16 protein-coding genes are annotated in these 24423 nt (G+C 72.6%); 7 read left to right on the top strand and 9 right to left on the bottom strand.

Translation table 11 applies throughout. The annotated features are described in order from the left end of the window. Position 1: 1 nt before the first annotated feature. The 5 genes from AB0G56_RS02035 to manB all read left to right on the top strand — a co-directional run bounded on the left by AB0G56_RS02035 (position 2) and on the right by manB (position 7781). Complete coding sequence (locus tag AB0G56_RS02035; protein ID WP_360962106.1) at positions 2-634, top strand: DJ-1/PfpI family protein; 633 nt, start codon at positions 2-4, stop codon at positions 632-634. After that, positions 631-2649, top strand: coding sequence for an alpha-1,4-glucan--maltose-1-phosphate maltosyltransferase (locus AB0G56_RS02030; protein WP_360962103.1), 2019 nt, complete (start codon positions 631-633; stop codon positions 2647-2649). The genes AB0G56_RS02035 and AB0G56_RS02030 overlap by 4 nt, the downstream gene beginning before the upstream one ends. After that, on the top strand, positions 2646-4058 hold the full coding sequence (locus AB0G56_RS02025) for a hypothetical protein (protein WP_360962100.1): 1413 nt from the start codon (positions 2646-2648) through the stop codon (positions 4056-4058). The genes AB0G56_RS02030 and AB0G56_RS02025 overlap by 4 nt, the downstream gene beginning before the upstream one ends. A 137-nt stretch (positions 4059-4195) precedes the next feature. Beyond that, positions 4196-6427 (top strand): 1,4-alpha-glucan branching protein GlgB, encoded by a 2232-nt coding sequence (glgB, locus tag AB0G56_RS02020; protein ID WP_360962097.1) that lies wholly within the window; start codon positions 4196-4198, stop codon positions 6425-6427. Next, the gene (manB, locus tag AB0G56_RS02015; protein WP_360962094.1) at positions 6417-7781 is read left to right on the top strand and encodes a phosphomannomutase/phosphoglucomutase; all 1365 of its coding nucleotides are present in this window, start codon (positions 6417-6419) and stop codon (positions 7779-7781) included. The genes glgB and manB overlap by 11 nt, the downstream gene beginning before the upstream one ends. Here the strand turns inward: manB and AB0G56_RS02010 are convergent. Beyond that, positions 7765-9114, bottom strand: a complete 1350-nt coding sequence (locus AB0G56_RS02010; RefSeq protein ID WP_360962091.1) for a helix-turn-helix transcriptional regulator — start codon at positions 9112-9114, stop codon at positions 7765-7767. The two genes, manB and AB0G56_RS02010, sit on opposite strands and share 17 nt — an antisense overlap. A 387-nt stretch (positions 9115-9501) precedes the next feature. On the opposite strand from AB0G56_RS02010, the gene glgA reads away from it, so the two are divergent. Further along, a complete protein-coding gene (gene glgA, locus AB0G56_RS02005; protein WP_360962256.1) occupies positions 9502-10686 on the top strand; it encodes a glycogen synthase in 1185 nt (394 codons plus the stop codon). A gap of 13 nt (positions 10687-10699) precedes the next feature. On the opposite strand, the gene AB0G56_RS02000 is transcribed toward glgA, so the two are convergent. Genes AB0G56_RS02000 through AB0G56_RS01990 form a run of 3 tightly spaced genes read right to left on the bottom strand, consistent with a single transcriptional unit; the run spans position 10700 to position 14639 of the window. Next, positions 10700-12826: an ABC transporter ATP-binding protein gene (locus tag AB0G56_RS02000; RefSeq protein WP_360962089.1), complete on the bottom strand. Its 2127-nt coding sequence runs from the start codon at positions 12824-12826 to the stop codon at positions 10700-10702. Further along, positions 12823-13662: an ABC transporter permease gene (locus AB0G56_RS01995; protein WP_360962086.1), complete on the bottom strand. Its 840-nt coding sequence runs from the start codon at positions 13660-13662 to the stop codon at positions 12823-12825. Before AB0G56_RS01995 ends, AB0G56_RS02000 begins: the two co-directional genes overlap by 4 nt. Then, on the bottom strand, positions 13659-14639 hold the full coding sequence (locus AB0G56_RS01990; RefSeq protein ID WP_360962083.1) for an ABC transporter permease: 981 nt from the start codon (positions 14637-14639) through the stop codon (positions 13659-13661). The genes AB0G56_RS01995 and AB0G56_RS01990 overlap by 4 nt, the downstream gene beginning before the upstream one ends. A gap of 170 nt (positions 14640-14809) precedes the next feature. On the opposite strand from AB0G56_RS01990, the gene AB0G56_RS01985 reads away from it, so the two are divergent. After that, complete coding sequence (locus tag AB0G56_RS01985; protein ID WP_360962080.1) at positions 14810-16516, top strand: ABC transporter family substrate-binding protein; 1707 nt, start codon at positions 14810-14812, stop codon at positions 16514-16516. A gap of 79 nt (positions 16517-16595) precedes the next feature. On the opposite strand, the gene AB0G56_RS01980 is transcribed toward AB0G56_RS01985, so the two are convergent. The 5 genes from AB0G56_RS01980 to AB0G56_RS01960 form a co-directional block, all read right to left on the bottom strand. Then, on the bottom strand, positions 16596-17798 hold the full coding sequence (locus AB0G56_RS01980; protein WP_360962077.1) for a transposase: 1203 nt from the start codon (positions 17796-17798) through the stop codon (positions 16596-16598). Between the two features lie 43 nt (positions 17799-17841). Then, positions 17842-20004: an AGE family epimerase/isomerase gene (locus AB0G56_RS01975; RefSeq protein ID WP_360962074.1), complete on the bottom strand. Its 2163-nt coding sequence runs from the start codon at positions 20002-20004 to the stop codon at positions 17842-17844. Continuing rightward, a complete protein-coding gene (gene glgX / locus AB0G56_RS01970) occupies positions 20001-22106 on the bottom strand; it encodes a glycogen debranching protein GlgX (protein WP_360962070.1) in 2106 nt (701 codons plus the stop codon). The genes AB0G56_RS01975 and glgX overlap by 4 nt, the downstream gene beginning before the upstream one ends. A 64-nt stretch (positions 22107-22170) precedes the next feature. Continuing rightward, entirely contained in the window at positions 22171-22887 is a 717-nt protein-coding gene (locus AB0G56_RS01965) for an SDR family oxidoreductase (protein ID WP_360962067.1), read from the bottom strand. Between the two features lie 35 nt (positions 22888-22922). After that, positions 22923-24263, bottom strand: a complete 1341-nt coding sequence (locus tag AB0G56_RS01960) for an NDP-sugar synthase (protein WP_360962064.1) — start codon at positions 24261-24263, stop codon at positions 22923-22925. Between the last annotated feature and the right edge of the window lie 160 nt (positions 24264-24423).

Genomic DNA, 24423 nt, shown 5'->3' with positions numbered 1-24423 from the left:
CGTGCGACTGAACGGACACAAGATCGCGATCCTGCTGGAGAGCGACTTCTACGAACCCGAGATCCTCTACTATCAGCACCGCTTCCCCGAGGAAGGCGCCGAGGTGCACTTCCTGTCCCGGATGTGGGGCCAGGACGAGATCACCTTCCAGGGGCACGAGCACCGGATGCCGTTCGTCGTGCGCGAGTCCTTCGAGGACGTCGACGAGTTCGCGCTCAAGGAGTTCTCGGCGGTGATCGTCCCCTCCGGGATGGTCTCCGACCGCCTGCGCTACACCGAGGACCCGGACGAACTCCCACCCGCCGCTCGGTTCTTGCGACGCGCCTTCCAGGACCCGGCCATCGTCAAGGGCATCATCTGCCACGGCATGTGGCTGACCGCCCCGGTGCCGCACCTCGTGCGCGGGCGCCGCGCCGTCGTCCACAACAACCTGCTCGGCGACCTGCGGAACATGGGCGGCCTGTACGTCGACGAGGACGTGGTCGTCGACGACGACCTGGTCACCGGGCGCACCGGGGCGCACTGCCACCTCTTCGCCCGGACGATCATCGACCTGATCGCCGCCCGCGAGGGGGACCGGGCCGCGCGGGCGCGGGGCGCGGGCCGGGCCACGGCCCTGGGAGGTGCGCGATGACCGCCGTCATGGACCCCGGCGCCCGCGTCCCCGTCAGCGACCGCATCCCCGTGCGCGACGTCCGTCCCCAGGTGCGCGGCGGCGCCGTGCCCGTGAAGGCGGTCGCGGGGGAGACCCTCACCGTCAGCGCCACCGTGTTCCGCGAGGGCCCGGGCGAGATCGGCGCCAACGTCGTGCTGCGGGACGCGCGGGGGCTGGCCGCGGGCTGGATCCCGATGACCCCCGTCGACCCGGACGCCGACCGGTGGGAGGCCACCGTCGTGGTCCCGGAGCCCGGCAGATGGACCTACGGCGTCGAGGCGTGGGCCGACCCCGTCGCCACCTGGCGCCGCGACGCCGAGGTGAAGATCCCGGCCGGCGTCGACGTCGAGCTGATGCTCGCCGAGGGCGCGCTGCTGTACGAGCGGGCCGCCCACGGGATCCCGGACACCGGCCGCCGCGAGGCGGTCAGGGCGGTGGCCCGTGCCCTGGGCGACGGCACGAGCCCCGTCTCCCGGCGGCTCGCCGCGAGCGCAGCCCCGGAGGCGGCCGCCGCGCTGCGGCGGCACCCGCTGCGCGAACTGGTCACCCCCACCTGGCCGTTGCCGCTGCTCGTGGAGCGGCGCAGGGCCCTCGTCGGCGCCTGGTACGAGATGTTCCCGCGCTCGGAGGGCGCCCGGCTGACCGACGGCGGCCCGCCGGTCAGCGGCACGTTCGCGACGGCGGCGCTGCGGCTGCCCGCGATCGCCGCGATGGGCTTCGACGTGGTGTACCTGCCGCCGATCCACCCCATCGGGCGCACCCACCGCAAGGGCCGGGACAACGCCCTCGTCGCCGGCGAGCACGACGTGGGCTCGCCGTGGGCCATCGGCTCGGCCGAGGGCGGCCACGACGCCGTCCACCCGGACCTGGGCACCCTCGACGACTTCCGCCGGTTCGTCACCAGGGCCGGCGAGCTGGGCCTGGAGGTCGCGCTCGACTTCGCCCTCCAGTGCTCGCCCGACCACCCGTGGCTCACCGAGCACCCCGAGTGGTTCACCCAGCGGCTCGACGGCTCGGTCGCCCCCGCCGAGAACCCGCCCAAGAAGTACGAGGACATCCACCCCCTCGCCTTCGACCGGGACTTCGAAGGGCTCGTCGCCGAGAGCGTGCGGCTGCTGCGCTTCTGGACGGACCAGGGCGTACGGATCTTCCGCGTCGACAACCCGCACACCAAACCCGTCGGCTTCTGGAAGCGGGTGATCGCGGAGATCAACGGCCGCGACCCCGACGTGGTCTTCCTCGCCGAGGCCTTCACCCGGCGCGCCATGGTCCACGCCCTCGCGCAGGCCGGCTTCCAGCAGTCGTACACGTACTTCACCTGGAAGAACGAGAAGGAGGAGCTGACCGAGTACGCGCATGAACTCGCGCACGACAGCGCCGACTTCCTGCGCCCCAACCTCTTCGTCAACACCCCGGACATCCTGCACGCCTACCTCCAGGGCGGCGACCGCCCCGCCTTCGAGACGCGCGCCGTGCTGGCCGCGACCCTCGCCCCGACGTGGGGCGTGTACGCCGGGTACGAACTGTGTGAGAACGAGGTCCTCCAGCCGGGCACCGAGGACTACAAGAACTCCGAGAAGTACGAGCTGCGCCCGCGCGACTGGGCCGCCGCCGACGCCGAAGGCCGCTCCATCGCCCCCCTGATCACCCGCCTCAACGAGCTGCGCCGCGCCCACCCGGCCCTCCAGGAGCTGCGCAACCTCCGCTTCCACAGCGTGCCGCACCCGCAGGTCATCGCCTACTCCAAGCAGGTGAGACTGCCCGACGGCTCGCTCGACACCGTCCTCGCCGTCGTCAACCTCGACCCGCACCTGCCGGCCGAGGGCACCGTCACCTTCGACCTGACCGCGCTCGGCCTGCCCGACGACGGCTCCCTGAAGATGCGTGACGAACTCACCGGCGAGATCCACGCCTGGCGCCGGGAGACGTACTTCCACCTGGAACCGGGCCGCTCCCCGGCCCACCTCCTGGTCCCCGCCGGGGAGTCGGCATGACCCTCGCCCCCCTCGTCGGGCAGCGGCAGCCCGTCGCCCCGCTGCTGCCGCTGCTCGACCCCTGGCTGCGGACCCGCCGCTGGTACGCGGCCGGGGCCGGCTCCGCCGACGGGCTCACCCCGGTCGTGGCCGACGTCGTACGGGAGCAGGCGCCCGCCCTGCTGCACACGGTGCTGCGTACCGGAGACGGGCAGCTGTACCAGTGCCTGCTCGGCCTGCGCCCCGAACTGCCCCCGCGGCTCGCGGGCGCTGCCATCGGACAGGTGACCGAAGGGGACTGGCGCGGCTGGACCCTGTACGAGGCCACGCAGGACGCCGCCCTCATGGGCGTACTCCTGCGCCACCTCGCCCGCGGCACGGACGGCGGGCTGCGCATGCAGCGCACCACCCGGATGCCGCTGCCGGTGGGCCTCGTGCCCCGGCCGCTGACCGCCGAACAGAGCAACAGCGCCGTCGTCTACGGCGACCGGCTGCTGCTGAAGATCTACCGGCGCCCCGAGCCCGGCCCGCACCTGGAGGTCGAGACGCTGCACGCGCTCACCCAGGCGCGCTGCCCGCGCACCCCCCGGCTGCACGGCACCCTGCTCACCGGCGGCACCGGCCTGGTCCTCGGCCTCATGGAGGACCTGCTGCCGGCCGACGGCGACGGCTGGCAGATCGCCGTGCGGCAGGTCGCCGACTGCGTGGACGGCACCTGCTCCACCGTCCCGGCGACCGGCGGCTTCACCGCACACGCCCGTGCACTGGGCGCGGCCGTAGCCGAGGTGCACACGACGCTGGCCGACGTGTTCCCGCGCGTGCGCCTCACCCCGGACGACATCGCACGGCAGGCGGCCGGGATGACCGAACGCCTGGACCGCGCGCTGCGGGAGGTACCGGCGCTGGCCCGGCACCGCGCCGGGATCGCCCGGCTCTACGACGCCTACGCACGGGCGGGCGCGCGCGGCTGCGCGGTGCTCGCCCAGCGGGTCCACGGCGACCTGCACCTGGGGCAGGCGCTGCCCACCCCGGCCGGCTGGCAGCTGATCGACTTCGAGGGCGAACCGGCCCGGCCGGCCGCGGAACGCGCCGGGGCGCAACCCGTGCTCAAGGACGTGGCGGGCATGCTCCGCTCCTTCGACTACGCCGCCCGCGCGGGCCTGCGCTCCCTGCGCGCCCGCGACCTGGACGACACCCCGGGCGCCCGCCTGCGCCGCACCCGCCGCGCGCACGCGTGGGCGATCCGCAACCGGCGCGCGTTCCTCGCCGGCTACGCGGACGCCGGCGGCACGGACCCGCACTGCCACCCCCTTCCCCTGCGGGCCTTCGAGGCGGACAAGGCGGTCTACGAGGCCGTCTACGAGTCCCGCCACCGCCCGGACTGGCTGCCGATCCCGCTGGAGGCGGTGCACCGGCTGGCCCGCACCTGAAGGCCGGTCCGGCCCCCGCGCCCGCGAGGACGCGGGCAGCCGCGCCGGCGACCACCGACCCACCGCATTTCGCCCACGGCGGACCGCCCCCCACGGTGAGGGGCGGGACCGAGCCCGAGAGGACCGCGACGTTGCCCGTGACCACCCCCCACCCGGATGTCGACCTGGACCGCATCCTCGGCGGCGCCCACCACGACCCCCACAGCTTCCTCGGCGCCCACCCCACCGGCGACGGGCACACCGTCGTACGCGCCCTGAAGCCCCTGGCCCGCAGCGTCGTCGCGGTGCGCCCCACGGGCGAGCGGGCCACGCTGACGCACGAGCGGGACGGGTTGTTCACCGGCACACTCCCCGGCGCGGGCACGGACCACCGCTTCCTGGTCACCTACGACGACGGCGTCGAGCGGCTCCACCACGACGGGTACCGCTTCCCGCCCACGCTCGGCGACATCGACCTGCACCTCGTCTCCGAGGGCCGCCACGAACTCCTGTGGCGGGTCCTCGGCTCCCACGTCCGCACCCTCGACGGCGTGACGGGAACGTCCTTCGCCGTCTGGGCGCCGAACGCCCAGGGCGTGCGCGTCATCGGCGACTTCAACGGCTGGGGCACCGCCCACCCGATGCGCTCGCTCGGTTCCAGCGGTGTGTGGGAGCTGTTCGTGCCGGGCGCCGGCGCGGGCACCCGCTACAAGTACGAGATCCACACCCGCGACGGCCGCCTGCTGCAGAAGGCCGACCCGCTGGCCCGCGCCACCGAGGTCCCGCCCGCCACCGCCTCCGTCGTGCACACCTCGGCCTATGCGTGGGAAGACGCCGCCTGGATGGCGAGCCGCGGCGGCGCCGACTGCCACAGCCGCCCCCTGTCGGTGTACGAGGTGCACCTGCCGTCCTGGCGGCCCGGACTCACCTACCGCGACCTCGCCGCCGAACTGCCGGCGTACGTCAGCGAACTCGGCTTCACCCACGTGGAGTTCATGCCCGTCATGGAGCACCCCTTCGGCGGCTCCTGGGGTTACCAGGTCACCGGCTTCTACGCGCCCACCTCCCGCCTGGGAGACCCCGACGACCTGAAGCACCTGATCGACTCGCTGCACGCGGCGGGCATCGGCGTCATCCTGGACTGGGTTCCCGCGCACTTCCCCGAGGACGGCTTCGCGCTGGCCCGTTTCGACGGAGAGCCGCTCTACGAGCCCTCCGACCCCCGCCGCGCGCACCACCCCGACTGGGGCACCCTGGAGTTCGACCACGGGCGCCGCGAGGTCCGCAACTTCCTCGTCGCCTGCGCCGTCTACTGGTGCACGGAGTTCCACGCGGACGCGCTGCGCGTGGACGCCGTCGCCTCCCTGCTCTACCTCGACTACTCCCGTCCGGACGGCGCCTGGAGCCCCAACGAGCACGGCGGCCACCAGAACCTCGACGCGGTCGCCTTCCTCCAGGAGCTGACCGACACGGTCCGCCGCGCCGCGCCCGGTGCCCTGACCATCGCCGAGGAGTCCACGGCCTGGCCCGGCGTGACGCGGCCCACCTACGAGGTCGGCGACGACGGCTTCGGCGGCCTCGGCTTCGACCTCAAGTGGAACCTGGGCTGGATGCACGACACGCTGGGCCACCTCGCCCGCGACCCGGTCCACCGTGCCTGGCACCAGGACGAGATGACCTTCGCCATGGTCTACGCCTACGACGAGCGCTACCTGCTGCCGCTCTCCCACGACGAGGTCGTGCACGGCAAGGGCGCGCTGGTGGCGAAGATGCCGGGTGACTGGTGGCAGCGCCGCGCGACCTTGCGGGCGCTGTTCGCCTTCATGTGGTCCCATCCGGGCAAGCAACTGCTGTTCATGGGACAGGAGTTCGGCCAGCCGGAGGAGTTCGACCCCGACGCGGGGCCGCAGTGGTGGGTGCTCGACGAGGCGTGGCCGGGCAACGCCGACCACCGCGGCGTCCGCGCCCTGGTCCGCGACCTCAACATCCGCTACCGCGCCACCGCGGCCCTGTGGGAGCTGGACGCGGACCCGGCCGGCTTCTCCTGGATCGACGCCTCGCACGCCGAGGCGAACGTCCTGTCCTTCGTACGGCACGACGCGGCCGGGCGCCCCCTCGTCGTGGTCGCCAACTTCTCGCCGGTCGTCCGTACCGGCTACCGCGTGGGCCTGCCGGACGCCGCCGCCTGGCGTGAGGTGCTGAACACCGACGCGGCGGAATACGGCGGCGGTGACGTACGCAACGAGAAGGCGGTCCGGTCCGAGCCGGTCCCCTGGCACGGGCGCGCGCACAGTGCCGCCCTCACCCTGCCCCCGCTCGCGGTGGTGTGGCTGGAGCCGGCCGGGGACCCGGCTCCCGACCTGGAGGAGGACGACCTCGATGACCACTGAACCCGAGGACGACCTGTACGACCGGATCGTGACCCCGCACGACATCAGGGGCCTGTTCCGGGCCGAGGTGGACCCCGGCCTCGCCTACCGCGCCGGGGCCGCGTTCACCGAGCTGACCGGCGCGGGCGCGATCGCGGTCGCCCACGACGTGCGCCAGTCCTCGCCCTGTCTCGCCGACGCCTTTGCCCAGGGCGTCCTCGACCAGGGCGCCGACGTCCTCGACGCGGGCCTGGGCTCCACCGACTACCTGTCCTACGTCTCGGGCCGCCTGGACGTCCCCGGCGCCATGATCACGGCGGGCCGGGCGCCGGCCGCGTACAACGGGATCCGGCTGTGCCGCGCGGGCGCCGTCGACGTCGCCGAGGGCACCGGCATGGAACTGCTCCGCCGCCGTCTGCGCGCCCCCCGCCCGCCGCTGACCGACCGTCCCGGCTCGGTCCTGCCCACCCGCGTCCTGCACGACTACGCCGCGCACCTGCGCACGCTGGTGGACCTCTCGGGCATCCGTCCCCTGAAGGTCGTCGTGGACGCGGGCAACGGCATGGCGGGCCTGACGGCCCCGCTCGTCCTGGCCCACCCGTCGATCGAACTGGTCGCCGTGCGCTGCGAGTTGACGGGGACGTTTCCCAGCGGGGCGCCGGACCTGGCCGACGTGAGCGGGCTGCGGGAGGCGGTACGGGAGTCCGCGGCCGACGTCGGCCTGGCCTTCGACGGCGACGGCGGCCGCGTGCTCGCCGTCGACGAGCGCGGCGCCGTCGTCCCGCCCGCCACGGTGATCGCGCTGGTCGCCGGGCGCGAGCTGGCCCGCAGGCCGGGCGCCGCCGTGGTCCACGACCTGCTCACGGCCACCTCGGCCATCGACGCGATCAAGGAGGCGGGCGGCATCCCCGTGCGGTCCCGGACCGGCCCGGCGGCCATCAAGGCGCTGATGGCCGAGCAGGACGCGGCGTTCGGCGGCGCGCACTGCGGCCACTACTACTTCCGCGACTTCTGGTACGCCGACACGGGCATGCTGGCCGCGCTGCACCTGCTGGCCGAACTCGGCGACTGCGGCCGTGAGCTGTCGGAGCTGGCCGCCCGGCACGACCGGTACGCCTCCTCCGGCACGATCGACGTCCGCGTGCCGGACCCGCCGGCCGCCCTCCAGCGCGTGGTGCGCCACTTCGCCGCCGAGGGAACGGCCCTCGACCACCTCGACGGGGTCACCGGCGAACTGGCCGACGGGGCCTGGTTCAACGTGCGCGCCCCCGGGACCGGCCCCGTCGTCCGCGTGAACGTGGAGGCGGGGACGGTGGCGGCGATGGGGCGGCTGCGGGACCGGGTGGTGGAGGTGGTGGTCAGCGCCGGTCGTTGAGGGCGGCCTCCGGAGCGCGGGTGCGGGCCAGGCCGGCGGCGCTGAGCGCCACGTCGTAGGCGTTGAGCGCCTCGTCGGGGTTGCCGTGGCGGCGCCAGAGGTCGCCGATGCGGCGCCAGGTGTGCGCGGAGTCCGGCGAGGGCGGCAGCTGGCGCAGTTGCCGTGCCGCCGAGTGGAGGTGCTGCACGGCCTCCTCCGCGGCGTTGCGCAGCAGGCAGATCTCGGCGAGGTAGGTCCGTGCCAGCGCCGACAGCACCCGGGAGTCGGCGCCGAGCAGCCCCAGCGCCCGCTCCGCGTGGGCGGCGGCGGCGTCCCAGCGGCCGAGGTGCTTCTCCGCGTTGGCCAGGTTCAGCTCGCACCGGGACAGCTCGCTGGCGCTGCCGACCTCGGCCAGCGTCCCCTGGGCGGACTCCAGCAGTTCCAGGGCGCGCTCGGGGCGGGGCGGGTCCATTTGCAGGAGCATCGAGCCGTAGTTCATCCTGAGCATGGCCGAATGGCGCGCGTTGTCGCCCTCGGCCATCATCGCGAGCGCCCGTTCGGTCAGGGCGATCGCCTCGCTCAACCGCCCCTGGGAGCCGGCGACGAGCCCCGCGTTCCAGTAGACGGCGCCGCGGGCCCCGTGGGAGCCCTGGGTCTCGGCCGCGGGCAGCAGGCGCTCCCCGAGGAGCTGGGCGCGGGTCAGGTCGCCGCGCATGTGGTAGGAGCCCATGAGGGTGACCCCCAGCTGGATGTGGTCCATCGTCGTCTCCAGGCCGAGCCCGTCCAGCTGCGCCACCGCGCGTTCGCCGATGTCGATGCTGAGCGCGACGTCGCCGGCGTCGCGGTAGCAGCGGCACAGGGCGACCGCGATGCGGCACCATTCGTCGGAGCCGACGGCGAGGGTCGCATCGCGGTGCAGGCCGTCGAGGACGGAGATGGCCGCTTCGAGGCGGCCGGTCTTCTCCAGCGCGGTGGCCTGCCCGATGAGTGCGCGCCGGATCATCGCCGCGTCCAGTGCCGAACGGTTGGAGAGGAGTTCGCCGAAGGACTGCAGTGCCTCGCCGTTGTCCCCGTTGCGCAGCGCCATCTCGGCGAAGGCCAGCTTCAGCCGGTTCTCCTCGGCGCGGCGGTCGTCGATGCCGGTCATCAGGTAGTCGGGGGAGGTGCCGAGCTTCTCCGCGATGGTGGCCAGCACCGACGAGGACGGGACGCGCTTGCCCGACTCGATCAGGGAGATGTAACTCGTGGAGGCCTCCGCCGAGGAGAGGTCCTGCTGCTTCAGTCCCCGCCGTATCCGAAGGGTCCTTATGCGGCCCCCAAGGCCCTCTGCCTCTTCCACCTTGGCGTGATCCATGGGGACTCCTTCCGGAGTTCATGACTAGTTGTGTGACAACTCAAAGTTACCAGCGTGACTCTGCGAAGCCTAGGGGTCTGTGCCAAGTCTCGCTTATTTGGCGCGAGTCGGTAGATACCCGTATCGGCCAGCGGGCTTTGCCGGACTATTACTTGACTCTAAAAGTGACTGAGGATTGACTCATCTTGTCAACTCGCATGAGAGCGTGACGATTGGGGGGCTCGAAGATGAGGAACAGCCTGCTGGTACTCCTCCTGGTGCTGTGTGTCGGGGGAGGCGTGGTCCTCGGCTGGCGTGTCGAATCGTCCGGACCCGGCCGGCCCGTACCGGTCAGCAAGGAGGAGGCGATCGGTGGAGCCTGCTGCTGACCGCGGGACACCTCCCCGAGTGGACCTGCTCACCCGCGAGTACCCGCCCGAGGTCTACGGCGGCGCGGGAGTCCACGTGGCCGAGCTGTCGCGCAGCCTGCGGCGGCTCACGGACGTACGAGTGCGCTGCCTGGGCGGCCCCAGGCAGGAGGACGACGTCACGGCCTACCGCGCCGACGCCGAACTCGCCGCGGCCGACGCCGCGCTGGGGTTCCTCGGCGCGGACCTGGCCATGGCACGCGACTGCGCGGGCGCGGACGTCGTGCACAGCCACACCTGGTACGCCAACATGGCCGGCCACCTCGCCCGCACCCTGCACGGGGCGGCCCACGTCATGACGATGCACAGCCTGGAGCCGCTGCGGCCGTGGAAGGCCGAGCAACTGGGAGGGGGTTACGCGCTGTCGAGCTGGATGGAACGCGCGGCCGTCTGCGCGGCGGACCGGGTCGTCGCCGTCTCCGCGGCGATGCGCGAGGACGTCCTGCGCGTCTACCCGCAGGTCGCGCCGGAAAAGGTGCGGGTGATCCACAACGGCATCGACGCGGACGCGTACCGGCCCGATCCCCGGACCGACGCCCTGCGCCGCCACGGCATCGACCCGGACCGGCCCTACGTGCTGTTCGTCGGCCGCGTCACCCGCCAGAAGGGGCTGACGCACCTGCTGCGGGCGGCGTTCGGCCTGCCGCCCGAGGCGCAGCTCGTGCTGTGCTGCGGGCAGCCGGACACCCCGCGGATCGCCGCCGAGACGGCCGCCTTCGTCGAGGAGCTGCGCACCGTGCGCGACGGCGTGTTCCGCATCGACGGGATGCTGGACACCACGTCCGTACGTCAACTGCTCACCCACGCCACCGTGTTCGTGTGCCCTTCGGTGTACGAGCCGATGGGCATCGTGAACCTGGAGGCGATGGCGTGCGGCACGGCCGTCGTGGCCGCCGCCGTCGGGGGCATCCCCGAGGTCGTCGCCGACGGGGAGACCGGCACGCTGGTCGGGTTCGAGCCACGGCCCGACGCCTCGGGCGAGCCGGCCGACCCCGGCGAGTACGCCGAGCAGCTCGGCCGAGCCGTCAGTGAGCTGATCGGTGACCCGGCACGTGCGCGGCGGCTCGGCGCCGCGGGCCGGGAGCGGGCCGTGACGCACTTCTCGTGGGACCGGGCCGCCGAGCGGACCCTGGAGGTCTACGCGGAGGCCGTGGCGGCACGCTGAGCGCCCGGGAAGGTCACTGCGCGGCAGGGGGGCGCCCCTTCGAGGCCGGACGGCCACGAAGGGGCGCCCCCTCGTCCGGGTGGGGGAAGTGGCAGGCCGCGCCGGCCGGCGCGGCGGGCGCGGGAAGGTCGCGCTCGCACAGCAGGCGGTGCTCCGCCGCAAGGCGGCGGTAGACGGGGCAGCGCCCGCGGAAGGCGCAGCCCGCGGACGTGTCGACGTCCTCCGGGGCGACCGGCGGCGGAACGGGCCGGGGCCGCCGCGCGTCCGGACGGGGGACCGGTACGGCGGACAGCAGCGCGCGCGTGTACGGATGCCGGGGCCGGCCGAGCACCGCGTCGACGGTGCCGGATTCCACGGTGCGTCCGCCGTGCATCACCACGACCCGGTCCGCGAGCTGCCGGACGACCGCCAGGTCGTGCGAGACCAGCAGGCAGGCCGGGCTCCCCGGAGCGGACGTCAGGCGGCGCAGCAGCGCGATGATCCCGGCCTGTACGGACACGTCGAGCGCCGAGACGGGCTCGTCGAGCAGGAGCAGCTCGGGGCGGACCGCGAGGGCGCGCGCCAGGGCGACGCGCTGGCGCTGGCCGCCGGAGAGCTGGTGCGGGCGCCGCCCGGCCGCCCGCGGGTCCAGCTCCACCTGGGCCAGCAGTTCACGGACGCGGGCGGTGATGTGCTCCGGCGGTGTGCGCCGGGCCTCCATCGGCTCCGCGACGATCCGCGCGACCGTCATCCGGGGGTCCAGGCTCGCCGAGGGGTCCTGGAGCACGATCTGGACGCGCCCGCGCAGACTCCGCTGCGCGGACCGCGTGAGGAGGGCCGTGTCCTGTCCCAGGACCTCGACGCGGCCGCCGGCCGGCGCGGTGAGCGCGATGATCCTGGACAGCGTCGTCGACTTGCCCGCGCCGGACTCGCCGACCAGCGCGACGGTCTCGCCGCGCCGGATTTCGAGGTCGGCGTGCAGGACGGCGCGGTGGTCGCCGTAGGCCGCCTGGAGGGCCGTGACCCGCAGGGCCGGGACGGGGGAGTGGGGGCTGGAGCGGGGCTCGGGCCGCGGCGAGGCGGGATACAGGTCCGCCGCCGTGCGGGTGGCCGTGACCTCGGGGCGCAGGCAGGCCACCTGGTGACCGCCCGCCGCCGGGGGCCCGGAGGCGGTCGGCGGCCCGGTGGGTGCCGGCGGCTGCGGGCGCGCGGTGGAGGCCCGCGTACCCTCTCGTGCCGCAACGGGGTGCGCCCTCAGCACGGGGGCGGTGCGCTCGCACTCGGGCCCGGCTACCGGGCAGCGCGGTGCGAAGGCGCAGCCCTCGGGCCGTTCCCCGGGGGCCGGTGGCGCCCCCGGGATCTGGATCAGCGCGTGGGCCGCGTCCAGCCGGGGCGCCGCGGCGAGCAGGCCCATCGTGTACGGCATCCGGGGGCCCGCGAACAGGAGGTCCGTCGGAGCCGTCTCCACGACCCGGCCCGCGTACATCACCGCCACCCGGTCCGCCGCGCCCGCGACCACGCCGAGGTCGTGGCTGACGAGCAGCAGCGCCGCGCCGGTCGCCGCCCGCGCCTCCTCCAGGGCGGCGAGGATCTCCGCCTGCACGCTGACGTCGAGGGAGCTGGTGGGTTCGTCGGCGACGATGACATCGGGCCGGCCCGCGACCGCCATCGCGATCATGGCGCGCTGGCGCAGACCACCGGAGAGTTCGTGCGGGTAGGCGCGGGCGACCCGCTCCGGGTCGGGGACGCGCAGCTCGGTGAGGAGTTCCACCGCACGCTGCCGCGCCGACCGCCGTGCGGGGCGCGGCCGTTCGTGGATGCGCAGCACCTCGCCGATCTGGTCTCCGATCCGGTGCACCGGCGTGAACGCGGCCAGCGGGTCCTGGAAGACCATGGCGATGCGGCTGCCGCGCAACCGCGCGAGGTCGCGCACGCGCAGGCCGACCAGCTCGGTGCCGAGCAGCCGTACCGAGCCGCGCGCCCGCGCCCCGCGCGGCAGCAGCCCGAGCGCCGCGAGCGCGGTGAGGGTCTTGCCCGCGCCCGACTCCCCGACGAGACCGAGCACCTCACCGCGGCGCAGGGAGAGGTCGACCCCGCGCACGGGGGTGACACCGTCGCCGAACTCCACGCGCAGGTCCCGTAGTTCGAGGACCGTGCTCATGCGGGGACCTCCGTCCGGGCGGCCGAGAAGTCGAGCGCGCGGCGCAGCGCCTCGCCGACCAGGTTCACCGCGAGGACGAAGCAGAGCAGCATGCCGGTGGGGAAGAAGAACATCCACGGATAGGTCAGCGCCGCCTCCGTGCTGTCCGCGATCAGCGTGCCCAGGGACACGTCGGGCGGCTGCACACCGAAGCCGAAGTACGACAGGCCCGCCTCACTGATCACCGCGCCGGCCGTGGCGAGCGTCGCGTGGGTGATCAGGAAGGAGGTCATGTGGGGCAGGATGTGGCGGCGGACGATGCGCAGGGGCGGCACGCCCATGTGCCGGGCCGCCGTCACGTACGGGCGCTCGCGCAGGGAGAGCGCCGTCGCGCGGACCGCCCGTGCCGTGAGCATCCAGCCGAGCGCGGCGAGGGCGCCCGCGTACGCCGCCCAGCCCGCCCCGCGCAGCGCGGGTGCCACCACGACGAGCACGAGGAACCCCGGGACCACGAGGAACACGTCCACCAGGAACGTCAGGGCCCGGTCGGTCCAGCCGCCGAAGTAGCCCGCGCAGGTCCCGACCAGCGCGGCGAACGCCGTGCCCGCCAGCGCCACGAACAGGCCGATCAGCAGCGACTTCTGCAGTCCGCGCGCGGTCTGCGCGAACACGTCCTGGCCGATCCGGTTGGTGCCGAACCAGTGCCCCGCTCCCGGCGGCGCGCTGAGCGAGCCGTAGTCCACGTCGGTGGGCGACCACGGGGACATGTACGGGCCGACGCCCGCGTACAGGCACAGCAGGACGATCAGTACGAGGCCCAGGAGCGCGCCCGGCGCACGCGGCAGGGCCTGTCTCACCGGCGCACCCGGGGATCCAGCACCACCAGCAGCACGTCGGCGAGCAGCCCCGCGAGCAGCACCGCCACGGCCGCGAACAGGCAGACCGCGACGACGGAGTTGACGTCGCCCTCCCGCGCCGCGTCCAGGAACCAGCAGCCCACACCGGGCCAGCCGAAGATCTGCTCGGCGAAGACCGAACCGGTGAACAGGGCCAGGAAGCCGAAGGAGAAGAACGTCGCCATCGGGACGAGCGACACGCGCAGCCCGTGGCGGAGCAGCGCACGGCCGGGCGTGAGGCCCTTGGCCTGCGCGGTGCGCAGATGGTCGGCCGCGAGCACGTCGAGGGTCGCGGCACGCTGGTAGCGGCTGTAGGAGGCGATCGCCCCCAGCGCCACCGTGGCGGCCGGCAGCACCAGATGGGAGGCCCGGTCGGCCAGCAGGGACGGCCAGGCGCCCCGGCGCCCCGGCGTCGACTCGCCGGTGTAACGGATCACCGTGTGACCGACGCTGTGGTTGAAGGAGAGCGCGCCGTCCTTGAGCAGCAGCGCCAGCACGAACGTGGGGACGGACAGGATTAGGAAGGAGAGGACCGTCGTCACATGGTCAGGCAGGCGGCCCGCGCCGAGCGCCGCCCACACGCCCGCGAGCACCCCGAGCCCCGTCCCCACCACCGTTCCCACCAGCAGCAACCGCACCGAGACACCGACACGCCGGGCGAACTCCGCGTTCACCGGCTCCCCGTCGATCGTGCGCCCCAGGTCGCCGTGGAGCGCACGCCAGGACCAGTGGCCGAACCGGGCGAGGACCGGAGAGCGGTCGTCCAGGCCGAGCGCGGCCAGTTCGTGGTCGACCGCCGCGGCGGGCGGGCGGGGGGCGCGCTCCTCGAAGTGGGCGCGCGGACTGAGCGCGACGGAGGCGATCACGTAGGAGACGAGGACCGAGACGAGAAGGAGGGCGCCGCTGCGCGCGAGGCGCGCGAGCGCACGGCCGGCCATGGCCCTCCTCGGTGTCAAGCAACAGGCGGACCGCATGAGCGCGATCCGGTCAATGGTAAGTTCAACCGACCGAATTCGTAGGTCAGTTCGCATCTTTTGGTGATCTTTTGCATTGACCAGGAGGACCTGTGAGCCGATTACGTCGTGTCGGAGCCGCCATCGGATTGCTGATGACGACGGTGCTCGTCGGATGCAGCGGTTCCGGCGCCCCACCGGACGCGCAACGGTCCACCGCGGCGGCCCAGTACGGGTCCCAGGGCATCGGCGCCGCCTCCGCCGGCCGGCTCCGCGACGGCGGGACGCTCACCCTCGGCATCTCGGCCTGGCCCACCCAGCTCAACTTCCACCAGGTCGACGGCGCCACCGACGGCGTCGACCAGCTCGCGCAGCTGGTGGAACCCCGCCTCTTCCGGCGCGACGCCCGCGGCGTCCCGCACCCCGACACCGACTACCTCCTGTCGGCGAAGGTCACCGGCACCGCACCGCAGACCGTGGTCTACCGGCTCAACCCCAGGGCCCGCTGGTCCGACGGACGGCCCGTCGGCGCGGCGGACTTCGCCGCCCAGTGGCGGGCCATCGGCCGGGGCGACGACCGCTACCACGTCGCCGACCCCACGGGCTACGACCAGATCGCCTCGGTGGGCGAGGGGACCGGCGCCCACGAGGTGAAGGTCGTCTTCCGCGCCCCGTACACCGACTGGCAGCGGCTGTTCACGCCGCTGTACCCGGCCTCCGCGATCTCCACCCCCGCCCAGTTCAACACGGGCTGGATCAACCAGATCCCCGTAACAGCAGGCCCGTTCGAGGTCGGCTCGCTCGACGCCACCACCGAGACCGCCACCGTCGTCCGCGACCCCCGCTGGTGGGGAGCCCGGCCCCGCCTCGACAAGATCGTGCTGCGCACCCTGCTGCCCCCCGCCGCGCTGCAGGCCTACCGCAACGGCGAGATCGACGCCGTCAACGCGGGCAACACCGAGGACTACGCGCAGCTGAGGGACGCCGAGGACAGCGAGATACGGACCGGCTCCGCCTGGGACGAGGTGCACGTCGCGCTCAACGGCGCCGGGGGACCGCTGGCGGACATCGACGTGCGGCACGCCGTCCAGCGCGCCGTCGACCGGGAGGCGCTGGCGGACGTCGCCGCCAAGGGGCTGCCCGTCGGCGTGCCGCTGCTCGGCAACCACATCTTCATGACCAACCAGCCCGGCTACGCCGACCACTCCGCCCCCTGGGGCACGTACGACCTCACCGAGGCCTGCCGCCTCCTGGACAAGGCCGGCTGGAAGCGGCAGGGGGACGGGACGACGCGCACCAAGGACGGCCGGAAACTGCGGCTCCGGTTCGTCGTCAGCACGGCGACCAACCGCCTCGGCCTCGACCTGTCGCAGCTCGTGCAGTCCATGCTCGGCCGGGCCGGCATCGAGGTCGACATCGTGAAGGTGCCCACGAACGACTACACCGCGAAGTACCTCAACCACGGCGACTTCGACCTGGCCATCTTCCGCTTCACCGACCTCACCTACCCCAGCGACGTCCTGTCGATCTACCAACGGCCGCGCGGCACCCAGTCGTTCCTCAACTACGGCAGGGTCGGCGACGCCACCGTCGACAAGCTGCTGCGCCAGGCCGCGGGCACCCTCGACACCCGACGCGCCACCGCCCTCTACAACCGGGCGGACACCGAGATCTGGCGCCTTGGGCACGACATCGAGCTGTACCAGCGCCCCCAGGTCATGGCGGTCCGCGAAGGGCTCGCCAACTACGGGATACCCGGGCTCGGCGACATCGACTGGACGAAGGTCGGCTGGACGAAGAGCAGGGCCAGGACGCGGACCCGGACGGGGGCCAAGTCGGAGGAGGCGGAGCGCACGCGGTGACGGCGCGGCCGACGCGGGCGCACGAGTGCGCCTGTCCGGTGGCGGAGGGACCGCCACCGGACAGGCACCGCACGACGGGTCAGACGGCGGAGCCGCTGAGCACCCGTTCTGGCCGGGGCGCCGCTGCCCGCAGCGCCGCGTAGCCGAGCGCGGCAGAGGCGAGGGTGACGTGGTGGTGCCAGCCGCGGAAGGAGCGGCCCTCGAAGTCACCGAGCCCGAAGTCCCCGTGCAGCCGGTGCAGGCCCGCACCGGCCAGCGACCGCAGGTGGGCCAGGGGTAACGCCTCGGCGAGCCGCCGGGCCGGCAGGTTCGTCAGCCAGTACGCGCGCGGCTCGGGCCGCCCGAACGGCCAGTCCGCGACCAGGTGCCGCGGGGTGGGCCGGTGCGCGGGCGCGGCCCGGCCCGCCGTCGGCTGCGCGCACAGCAGCGCGGGCGTCGACAGGAACTGCGACCGGTGCCTGCGCTCGGTCACCCGGTCGTGCCAGCTGACCGGCGTGCGCTCGGTGCGCCGGGCCACGTGCGCGGCGAGGTCGGCGACCGTGCCGCGCACCGCCGGTAGCGCCGAGTGCGGCCGGGGCATGGTGACGGCGGTGCGCGGGGAGACCTGGACGAGGTAGCCGAGACCCCGCGCCTCCAGACCGCACAGCAGCGGATCGGTCTCGGACTCGTTGCGCCAGTCCGCGAGCACGGGACGCGGGTCGAGCAGCCACTCCTCCGTCATCTCGTCGACGGCCTCCAGGACGTAGCGCCAGCGGGGCCGCGACTGCTCGTCCGCGGGCAGGTGCGCGGCCTGCCGCAGCTGCTCGTCACGGTCCCAGTGGGGCGGGAGCAGCAGCCTCCAGTTCACCGGCAGGCCGCCGCCGGCGCCCACCAGGGAGACCGCGCAGGCGAGCTGGCAGTTGACGGTGCGCTCCTGGGACGGGGCGTACTGACGGGCCACGCCCACCGACCGGTCGCCGTTCTTGACGAAGACGGCCTCGTCCACCGACCAGGCCTCGACGGCGAAGGCCTCGGCGAAGCGCAGCGCCGTCTGCCGCCGCACCGGCCCGCACTCCCACGGGCTCTGGTGCACGAACTGCTGGAGCTGCTGCACCGCGGGCCGTCCGAGGACGTGCTCGGAGATCCGGGTCGGTGTCTTGCGGCCCGGTACGGACAGCAGGCCGCGCAGATAGACCTCGCCCCAGCGCCGCTGGTCGGAGCGTGCCAGTGCGCGGAACAGGTCGCCGCAGTAGGCCTGGAAGGAGAGGGGCAGGGGCGGGAAGAGGGGAGTCGGAGAGGACACAGTGCTCCCAAGGCGGTGCGGAACGTTCGGCGGGAAGAGGGATTCAGTCATGGGCGCACGCGTCCCCGCCTTCCAGGAGGAAGGCGTCGGTGGCGAGCAGGGCGTCCGCGACGTCGGGCAGGGCGCAGCCGACGATGACGAAGTCGACGTCGAGCCCGGCCTTGGTGCGCTGGAAGAGGAGTTCGTTGATGGCGGGCCGGCTCATCGCGGTGACCTCGCACAGGTGGAACTCCACGCGCAGCGGCTCGGCAGCCATCACCTCGGCCAGGATCCGCCGGAACTTCTCCAGCTCCGAGGTGTCGATGACGCCGGCGCAGCGCACGTGCGCGGTGTCGCCGTCGAACTCGGTGCGCATCCGCAGCCGCATCTGCGCGGCCTCCAACTCGACGCGCACCCGAATCGGTTCGCCGCCCTCGGGCAGCCGGACCGTCAGCTCCTTGGCGTCGAAGTTGTGGTACGGGGCGCCGTCCACCCACACCCCGGTCAGCTCCACCGAACCGGCGGGCAGCAGGTCGGGCGCGACGCGCAGGACACGGTCGGGCAGGTCGTTCGGGCGCGGCCGGAAGTGCAGGGCGAGGGTGTCGTTGCTGATGAGCAGGCCGGTGTAGGCGGCGGCCAGGTAGCACAGCTCCAGGGAGTGGTAGCCGGCCATGGAGTGGCTGCCCTTGAGCCGTTCGGTGCCCAGCAGGTACGGGATGCCGTTGGCCTGCACGTTGAAGTACACGCCGCCGTCGTCGTAGTCGAGGAAGAAGGCGTTGTGGAAGGAGGCCGCCTCCCGGGCGAGGCGCAGGTGCTCCGGGTCGTTCGTGGTGCCCGCGAGGATCAGATAGGCGAGGATCGCCTGCTCCTGCTGCCACCAGGCCTTGCGGTCGTGCCACACCATGCGGTGCATGCCGCTGTCCGGGTCGGCCCTGCGCTCCACCACGTCGTACCAGCCCCCGCGCAGCTGGTCGCTGCCGACGGCGGGCATGATCTCACCGATGCGTTCGGCGAGCGTGCCGTAACCGCCCTTGTCGACGAGGGACTTGATGCGGGTCAGGTTCCAGGCGATCTTCAGGTTGTGGCCGACGACGGCCCGGTCCTGCTGCCAGCCCCAGGTGCGGTCGGGCGACCAGTCGGCGTGGAAGCGCTCCTGCACGAACGGGCTGTCCGGCTCGTCGGGAAAGCGCTCGACGATGGTGTCCGCGGTCTCCTCCAGGAGCGCCGCGAAGTCCTCGCGCCCGGTGGCCAGATACGCGTTGATCAGGTACGCCGGCGCGTGGTCGCCGATCGAGTTCCAGTTCTTGCGCGACCGGTTGGGGCCGAGCGAGTCGGCGTGCGGGTCGAGGGTGATCGGGTCGATGTGGGAGAAGAACCCGCCGTGCTCGCGGTCCCTGAAGAACTGCTCGAACAGGGCGACCGTGCGGTCGATGTCCTCCAGGATCCGGGGATCACCGGTGATCCGGTACGTCTGGGTGGGGCCGGCGAGCGCGTAGATCTGCTCGTACATCGGGATCGCGTCGACGTCGTCGCCGAACTCCGAGGCGTACACCTTGCGCTGGCCGGTGGCGGTGACGTCGATGCCGTGGTACCAGTAGGCGAACCCGTCCTGGTCGTCGGCGACCCGCATGTGCTCGCGCAGGTACTCCGTGCCCGACTGGGCCGCGTCCAGGAAGCGGTCCTCGCCGGTCAGCAGGTAGGCGGTGGACAGGCCGTACACGAGCCGCGAGATGGTGTCGGTCTCCTGGCGCACGTCCGCGCCGTCGAAGTCCGGCAGGTGGGTACCGTGCAGGGTCAGGTTGGTGCGGAAGTTGCGCCAGTCGTACTTGCCGTCGGGGAAGTGCCCGCGCAGGTAGAAGTCGGCGACGGCGGCTGCCTGCTGGACCCACCAGGCCGGGTGCTCGAAGACGTAGGCGCCGCGGTGCTCCTCGGGGAAGGTGATCTCCTTCGCCTCGAACCGCTCGCCGTCCTCCCACTCGTAGCAGATGCCGTACGCGAAGAGGTAGCGGCCCTCGGCGAGCATGTCCAAGGTGGCGCCGGTGGTGTCGCGGTAGGCGTCGCCGAGGTTGCGGACGATGCGGGAGGAGACGTTCCGGGGCAGGTGGACCGTGAACTCACGGTCGTCGGAGGTGCGCAGACCGAAGCGGCGTCCGGTGGGGCTGAAGTAGGTGACGTAACCGGCGAGCGTGTCGGAGAACGTGCGGCGACGTGCTGCGGATCCACTCATCGGGGGTTGTCCTTCGCGTCAGACAGGGCCGCGAGCAGCACGACGCTGCGGCCGTGGGCGTGGAAGGTGTGGTCGTCGTACGGCTCCTCGTGGCCGGCCGGAAGGAGGTCTCGCGGGCCCGCCTGGGCGGTGTCCAGGACGCGGTGCCAGCGGTGGCCGCGGATGTGCGGCAGCTCGAAGTCGAGGCCCAAGTGGTACATGTTGAGGATCAGATGCAGGTCGGGATCGCCGTCGAACCCGCCGAGCGTGCAGGCCAGGACGCGGGCGTTGGTGTCCTCCCAGCCGGGCTGCTCCAGACGCGTGCCGTGCCAGGTGATGTCCGGCAGCTGCCGTGGGTTGAGGTGCCCGGTGTAGAAATGGGGTGCGCGGAAGGTGCGGTAGCGCCGGCGCAGTGCGATCAGGCGCCGGACGAACTCGAAGGTCTCCTCCTCCTTCTCGGCCTGGTCCCAGTCCAGCCAGGACGTCGGGTTGTCCTGGCAGTACGCGTTGTTGTTGCCGCTCTGGCTGTTGCGGAACTCGTCGCCCGCCAGCAGCATCGGCACGCCCCTGCTCAGCATCAGGACGGACAGCAGGTTCTTGATCTGCCGTACGCGCAGGCGCTCCACCTCCGGGTCGTCGCAGGGGCCCTCGGCGCCGCAGTTCCAGCTGTAGTTCTCGCTCGACCCGTCGGTGTCGGCCTCCCCGTTGGCGTAGTTGTGCTTGTGGTCGTAGCTCACCAGGTCGTTGAGGGTGAAGCCGTCGTGGCAGGTGACGAAGTTGATGCTGTTGGTGGGCAGTTCCTTCTGCGGCCCGAACAGGTCCTCGGAGCCGCCCAGCCGTTTGGCGAGGTCGCCGACCACGCCGGCGTCACCGCGCACGAAGCGCCGTACGTCGTCGCGGAACGGGCCGTTCCACTGGGCCCAGCGCTTCCCGGGGAAGCGGCCGACCTGGTAGAGGCCGCCGCCGTCCCACGGCTCCGCGATGATCTTGGTCTCGGCGAGCACCTTGGACAGCTCGATCGCCCACAGGACCGGCGGCACCGGCATCTCGTAGCCCTGGTCGCCGCGCGACAGCTCGGAGGCCAGGTCGAAGCGGAAGCCGTCGACGTGGTGCTCGGTGACCCAGTACTCCAGGGACTCGATGATGAACTTCGCGACGAAGGGGTGGTTGGCGTTGACCGCGTTGCCGCAGCCGGTGAAGTCCATGTAGTGGCTGCGGTCCTGCGGCCACAGGTGGTAGTACGCCTCGTTGGCCTGGCCGCGGAAGCTGATGGTCGGGCCGAACTCGTTGCCCTCGCTGGTGTGGTTGAAGACGACGTCGAGGATCACCTCGATGCCGGCCCGGTGCAGCTCCTTCACCATGTCCCTGAACTCCGCTATGTGCGTGTTCAGATGGGGCGAGGTGCAGTAGCCGGTGTGCGGCGCGAAGAAGCCGTACGGGTCGTAGCCCCAGTAGTTGTGCAGCGGGATGCCGTCCGGTCCGTTGCGCAGGACGTGCGTCTCGTCGAAGTCGAAGACGGGCAGCAGCTCGACGGCGGTGACGCCGAGCCGCTTGAGGTGCGGGATCTTCTCGGCGACCGCGGAGAACGTCCCCGGGCTCGCCGCCCGCGACGTGGGCGACGCGGTCAGGCCCCGCACGTGCATCTCGTAGATGACCGTGTCCTCCATCGGCGTGCGCAGCGGCTGGTCGCCCTCCCAGTCGTAGTCGTCCAGGTCCACGACGAGGCTGCGCATGCACGTCTCGACGTTGTCCTGCAGGCCGATCGCGAGCGTGCGGTTCCAGCGCGAGTTGATGTTGGCGCGGGCGTACGGGTCGAGCAGCACCTTGCGGTGGTCGAAGCGGGTGCCCGACCGCTTGGGGTCGCGCGGCCCGTCCATCCGGTAGGCGTAGACCTGTCCGGCACCGATGCCGGCGACATGGCAGTGCCAGAAGTGGAAACTGCGGTGCTTGTCGGGGTGGAGGTGGATGGTCCGCGAGGGCTGCGGGTCGTCGCACTTGTCGAAGAGCAGCAGGTCGACACGGGTGGCGTGCTCCGAGAAGACGGAGAAGTTGACTCCGCCGTCGACGACGGTGGAACCCAGAGGCTGGGGGCGTCCCGCCGAGATCTGCGGCGCCTCGGTCATGGTGGTCTCCGGTTTCGCGTCAAGGGGGGCGTGCACGTGCCGTGGTGAGGAGGGGCCGAGGTGTTCAGGCCGGGGCGTGCAGCGGGACGGACTCGTCCGCGCTGAGCCCGCCGAACAGTTCCTCCCAGTCACCGGGAGGGCTGCCCGCGCCGTTGCGCATCTCGAAGGTGAGTCCCTTCGCGGACGGGCAGTACAGGGCCTGCACACAGGCCTCGGCCACGTCCTGGAGGGCTACGTAGCCGTCCCTGCGGTCGCCCTGTTCCAGGTGGACGCGGCCGTCGTCGGCGAGTTCGGCCCGGTCGGTCAGCCAGCCGGGGCGGACGATCGTGTAGTCCAGCCCGGAGGCGCGGACCGCGTTCTCCCCGGCCAGCCGCCAGTCGAGCATCCGTCCGTAGGCGTTCATCGGGTGCTCGGGCCGGGTCACGTGCCGCTGGCTGACGAGCACGAACTGGGCACGCCCGAAACCGTCCTGGAGCGAGAGCGCGTCCAGCGTGTGGAGCACACCGGCGTGCAGTGTGCTCTGCGGGCTGTCGGGCCCCGCTGTGTCGGTGCCGGGCTCCACGGTGTAGACGACGGCGGAGCAGCCGTTCAGCGGGGTGAGCAGGGACTCGGGATCGCGGACGTCACCGAGGAAGAACTGGGCACGCGGCGGCAGATGGCGGCGGGCGCGCTGCTGACTGCGGCCGATGACGCGGACGGTCTCACCACGGTCGAGAAGCTTGCGGGTGACGATCCGTCCGACCCGGCCGGTGCCGCCGATCACGGCGATGGCAGTGTTCACGTGAGCCTCTCTCGAAGAGGTGCGGCGGGTGTGGATCACACCCACTGCAGGATGTCGTCCGAGCTGGTGAGCTGGGTTCCGCTGGGCACTCCGGAGACGGCCGGCACACGCAGTCGCGGGTAGACGCTGACGCCCGAGAGCCGGGTTCCCGACCACAACCGGGCGCCGTCGCCCACGGCGGACAGGGCTTCGAGCCGCACCGGGGCGCGGGCGTCGGAGTGCACCTGCACCATCGGGCCCACGTAGGAGTCGCTGATGTGCGCGTAGGCACCGATGACGGCGGAGTCGCCGAGCACACTGCCCTCGACGTGGACGCCCTCGTGCAGGTCGACGCCGTCCCCGACGTCGGTGGCGCGCAGCCGCACACCCGCGCCGATCTCGACGTGCCGGCCGATGCGCACCCCCGGTCCGATGACGACGCTGCCCTCGGCGATCTTCTGGGCGAGTGTGGTGCCGGTGATGTGGTCCTTGGAGCGCAGGCTGGACTCGTGGACCCAGTAACGCGGGTCGGTGCTGAGCGGGGCGCCCAGGGCGCGGTCCATCTGCGGGTACAGGCCGCTGAGCGCGTCGCTGAGCGTGCCCAGGTAGTCGTGGATGTTGCCGAGGTCGCCCAGGCGCGCGATGGGTTCGACGGCCACCGGGTGACCGAGGCCGACGAGGCGGGGGAGCAGGTCGTTGCCCCAGTCGAGGCGCTGCTGGGCGAGGCGGATGAGCTCGGGGGTGCGCGCGGCCAGTCTGAGGCGGGCGCAGTCGATGAGGTACATCCCGGCGTTGGTGGCCAGCGTGCGCGGCCCCTGCGGCTGGGTGATCTCGGGGAACTCCCGCTCGATGACGGGCAGTCGGGGCTTCTCCAGGAATCCGCAGACCAGGCGCTGCGCGGTGGTGCGCATGACGCCGTACTTGCCGGCGATCTCCTCGGGGGTGCGGGGCACGGCGGCCACGGTGACCACCGCGTCGGTGTCCCGCTGGGCGGCGAGCAGCTTCTCCAGCGAGAACTCGAACAGCGAGTCGACGGGGAGGACGAGCGCGGTCCCCGTCAGGTTCCACTGCTCCAGGTTGTGCAGGGTGGCCGCGCCCGATCCCACGTTGTACGGGTCGAAGCGGGCCCGCGAGTAGTCGATCTCGACTCCGTACCGCTCGCCGTGGCCCAGCACCAGCTTGATCTGGCTGCGGTTCTCCACGCCTTGCGCCACTACGTAGAAACGGCGTATGCCCTGGTCGCGGCAGGCCTCGACGATCCACTCGATGAGCGGCCTGCCGGCGAACGGGATGAGCGCCTTGCTGCGGATGTAGTCGGCGGACTGCAGGGTGATGGGCTTCGCCCGTTCACCCCGCCCGCCGGCCAGGATGATGCCGACTGTGCTGTCGTCCCCCATCGCCTGTTCCGCCTTCCGAGCCGACTTGTCGATGCAATGATTCAACAACGTGTGTCATGTCAAGTCAAGTGACTTGTCATTTACGCTGGTTGGCGGGGATGACACGCAGTCAGGCGGAATCGGGGAGGGGGTGCGATGATGACCGGCGACATTGGGCGAC

It is taken from the genome of Streptomyces sp. NPDC021356 (assembly GCF_040641015.1).
Taxonomy (GTDB): Bacteria; Actinomycetota; Actinomycetes; order Streptomycetales; family Streptomycetaceae; genus Streptomyces.
Note: the sequence above shows the minus strand (reverse complement) of the source record. Positions and strands in the feature narration are given on the sequence as shown.

What these genes read in the sequence shown, in the direction of transcription:
- AB0G56_RS02030 (WP_360962103.1), top strand. Translation starts at nt 631, where the DNA reads ATGACCGCCGTCATGGACCCCGGCGCCCGCGTCCCCGTCAGCGACCGC.
- AB0G56_RS02025 (WP_360962100.1), top strand. Translation starts at nt 2,646, where the DNA reads ATGACCCTCGCCCCCCTCGTCGGGCAGCGGCAGCCCGTCGCCCCGCTG.
- manB (WP_360962094.1), top strand. Translation starts at nt 6,417, where the DNA reads ATGACCACTGAACCCGAGGACGACCTGTACGACCGGATCGTGACCCCG.
- AB0G56_RS02010 (WP_360962091.1), bottom strand. Translation starts at nt 9,114, where the DNA reads ATGGATCACGCCAAGGTGGAAGAGGCAGAGGGCCTTGGGGGCCGCATA.
- AB0G56_RS02000 (WP_360962089.1), bottom strand. Translation starts at nt 12,826, where the DNA reads ATGAGCACGGTCCTCGAACTACGGGACCTGCGCGTGGAGTTCGGCGAC.
- AB0G56_RS01990 (WP_360962083.1), bottom strand. Translation starts at nt 14,639, where the DNA reads ATGGCCGGCCGTGCGCTCGCGCGCCTCGCGCGCAGCGGCGCCCTCCTT.
- AB0G56_RS01985 (WP_360962080.1), top strand. Translation starts at nt 14,810, where the DNA reads ATGACGACGGTGCTCGTCGGATGCAGCGGTTCCGGCGCCCCACCGGAC.
- AB0G56_RS01975 (WP_360962074.1), bottom strand. Translation starts at nt 20,004, where the DNA reads ATGAGTGGATCCGCAGCACGTCGCCGCACGTTCTCCGACACGCTCGCC.
- glgX (WP_360962070.1), bottom strand. Translation starts at nt 22,106, where the DNA reads ATGACCGAGGCGCCGCAGATCTCGGCGGGACGCCCCCAGCCTCTGGGT.
- AB0G56_RS01960 (WP_360962064.1), bottom strand. Translation starts at nt 24,263, where the DNA reads ATGGGGGACGACAGCACAGTCGGCATCATCCTGGCCGGCGGGCGGGGT.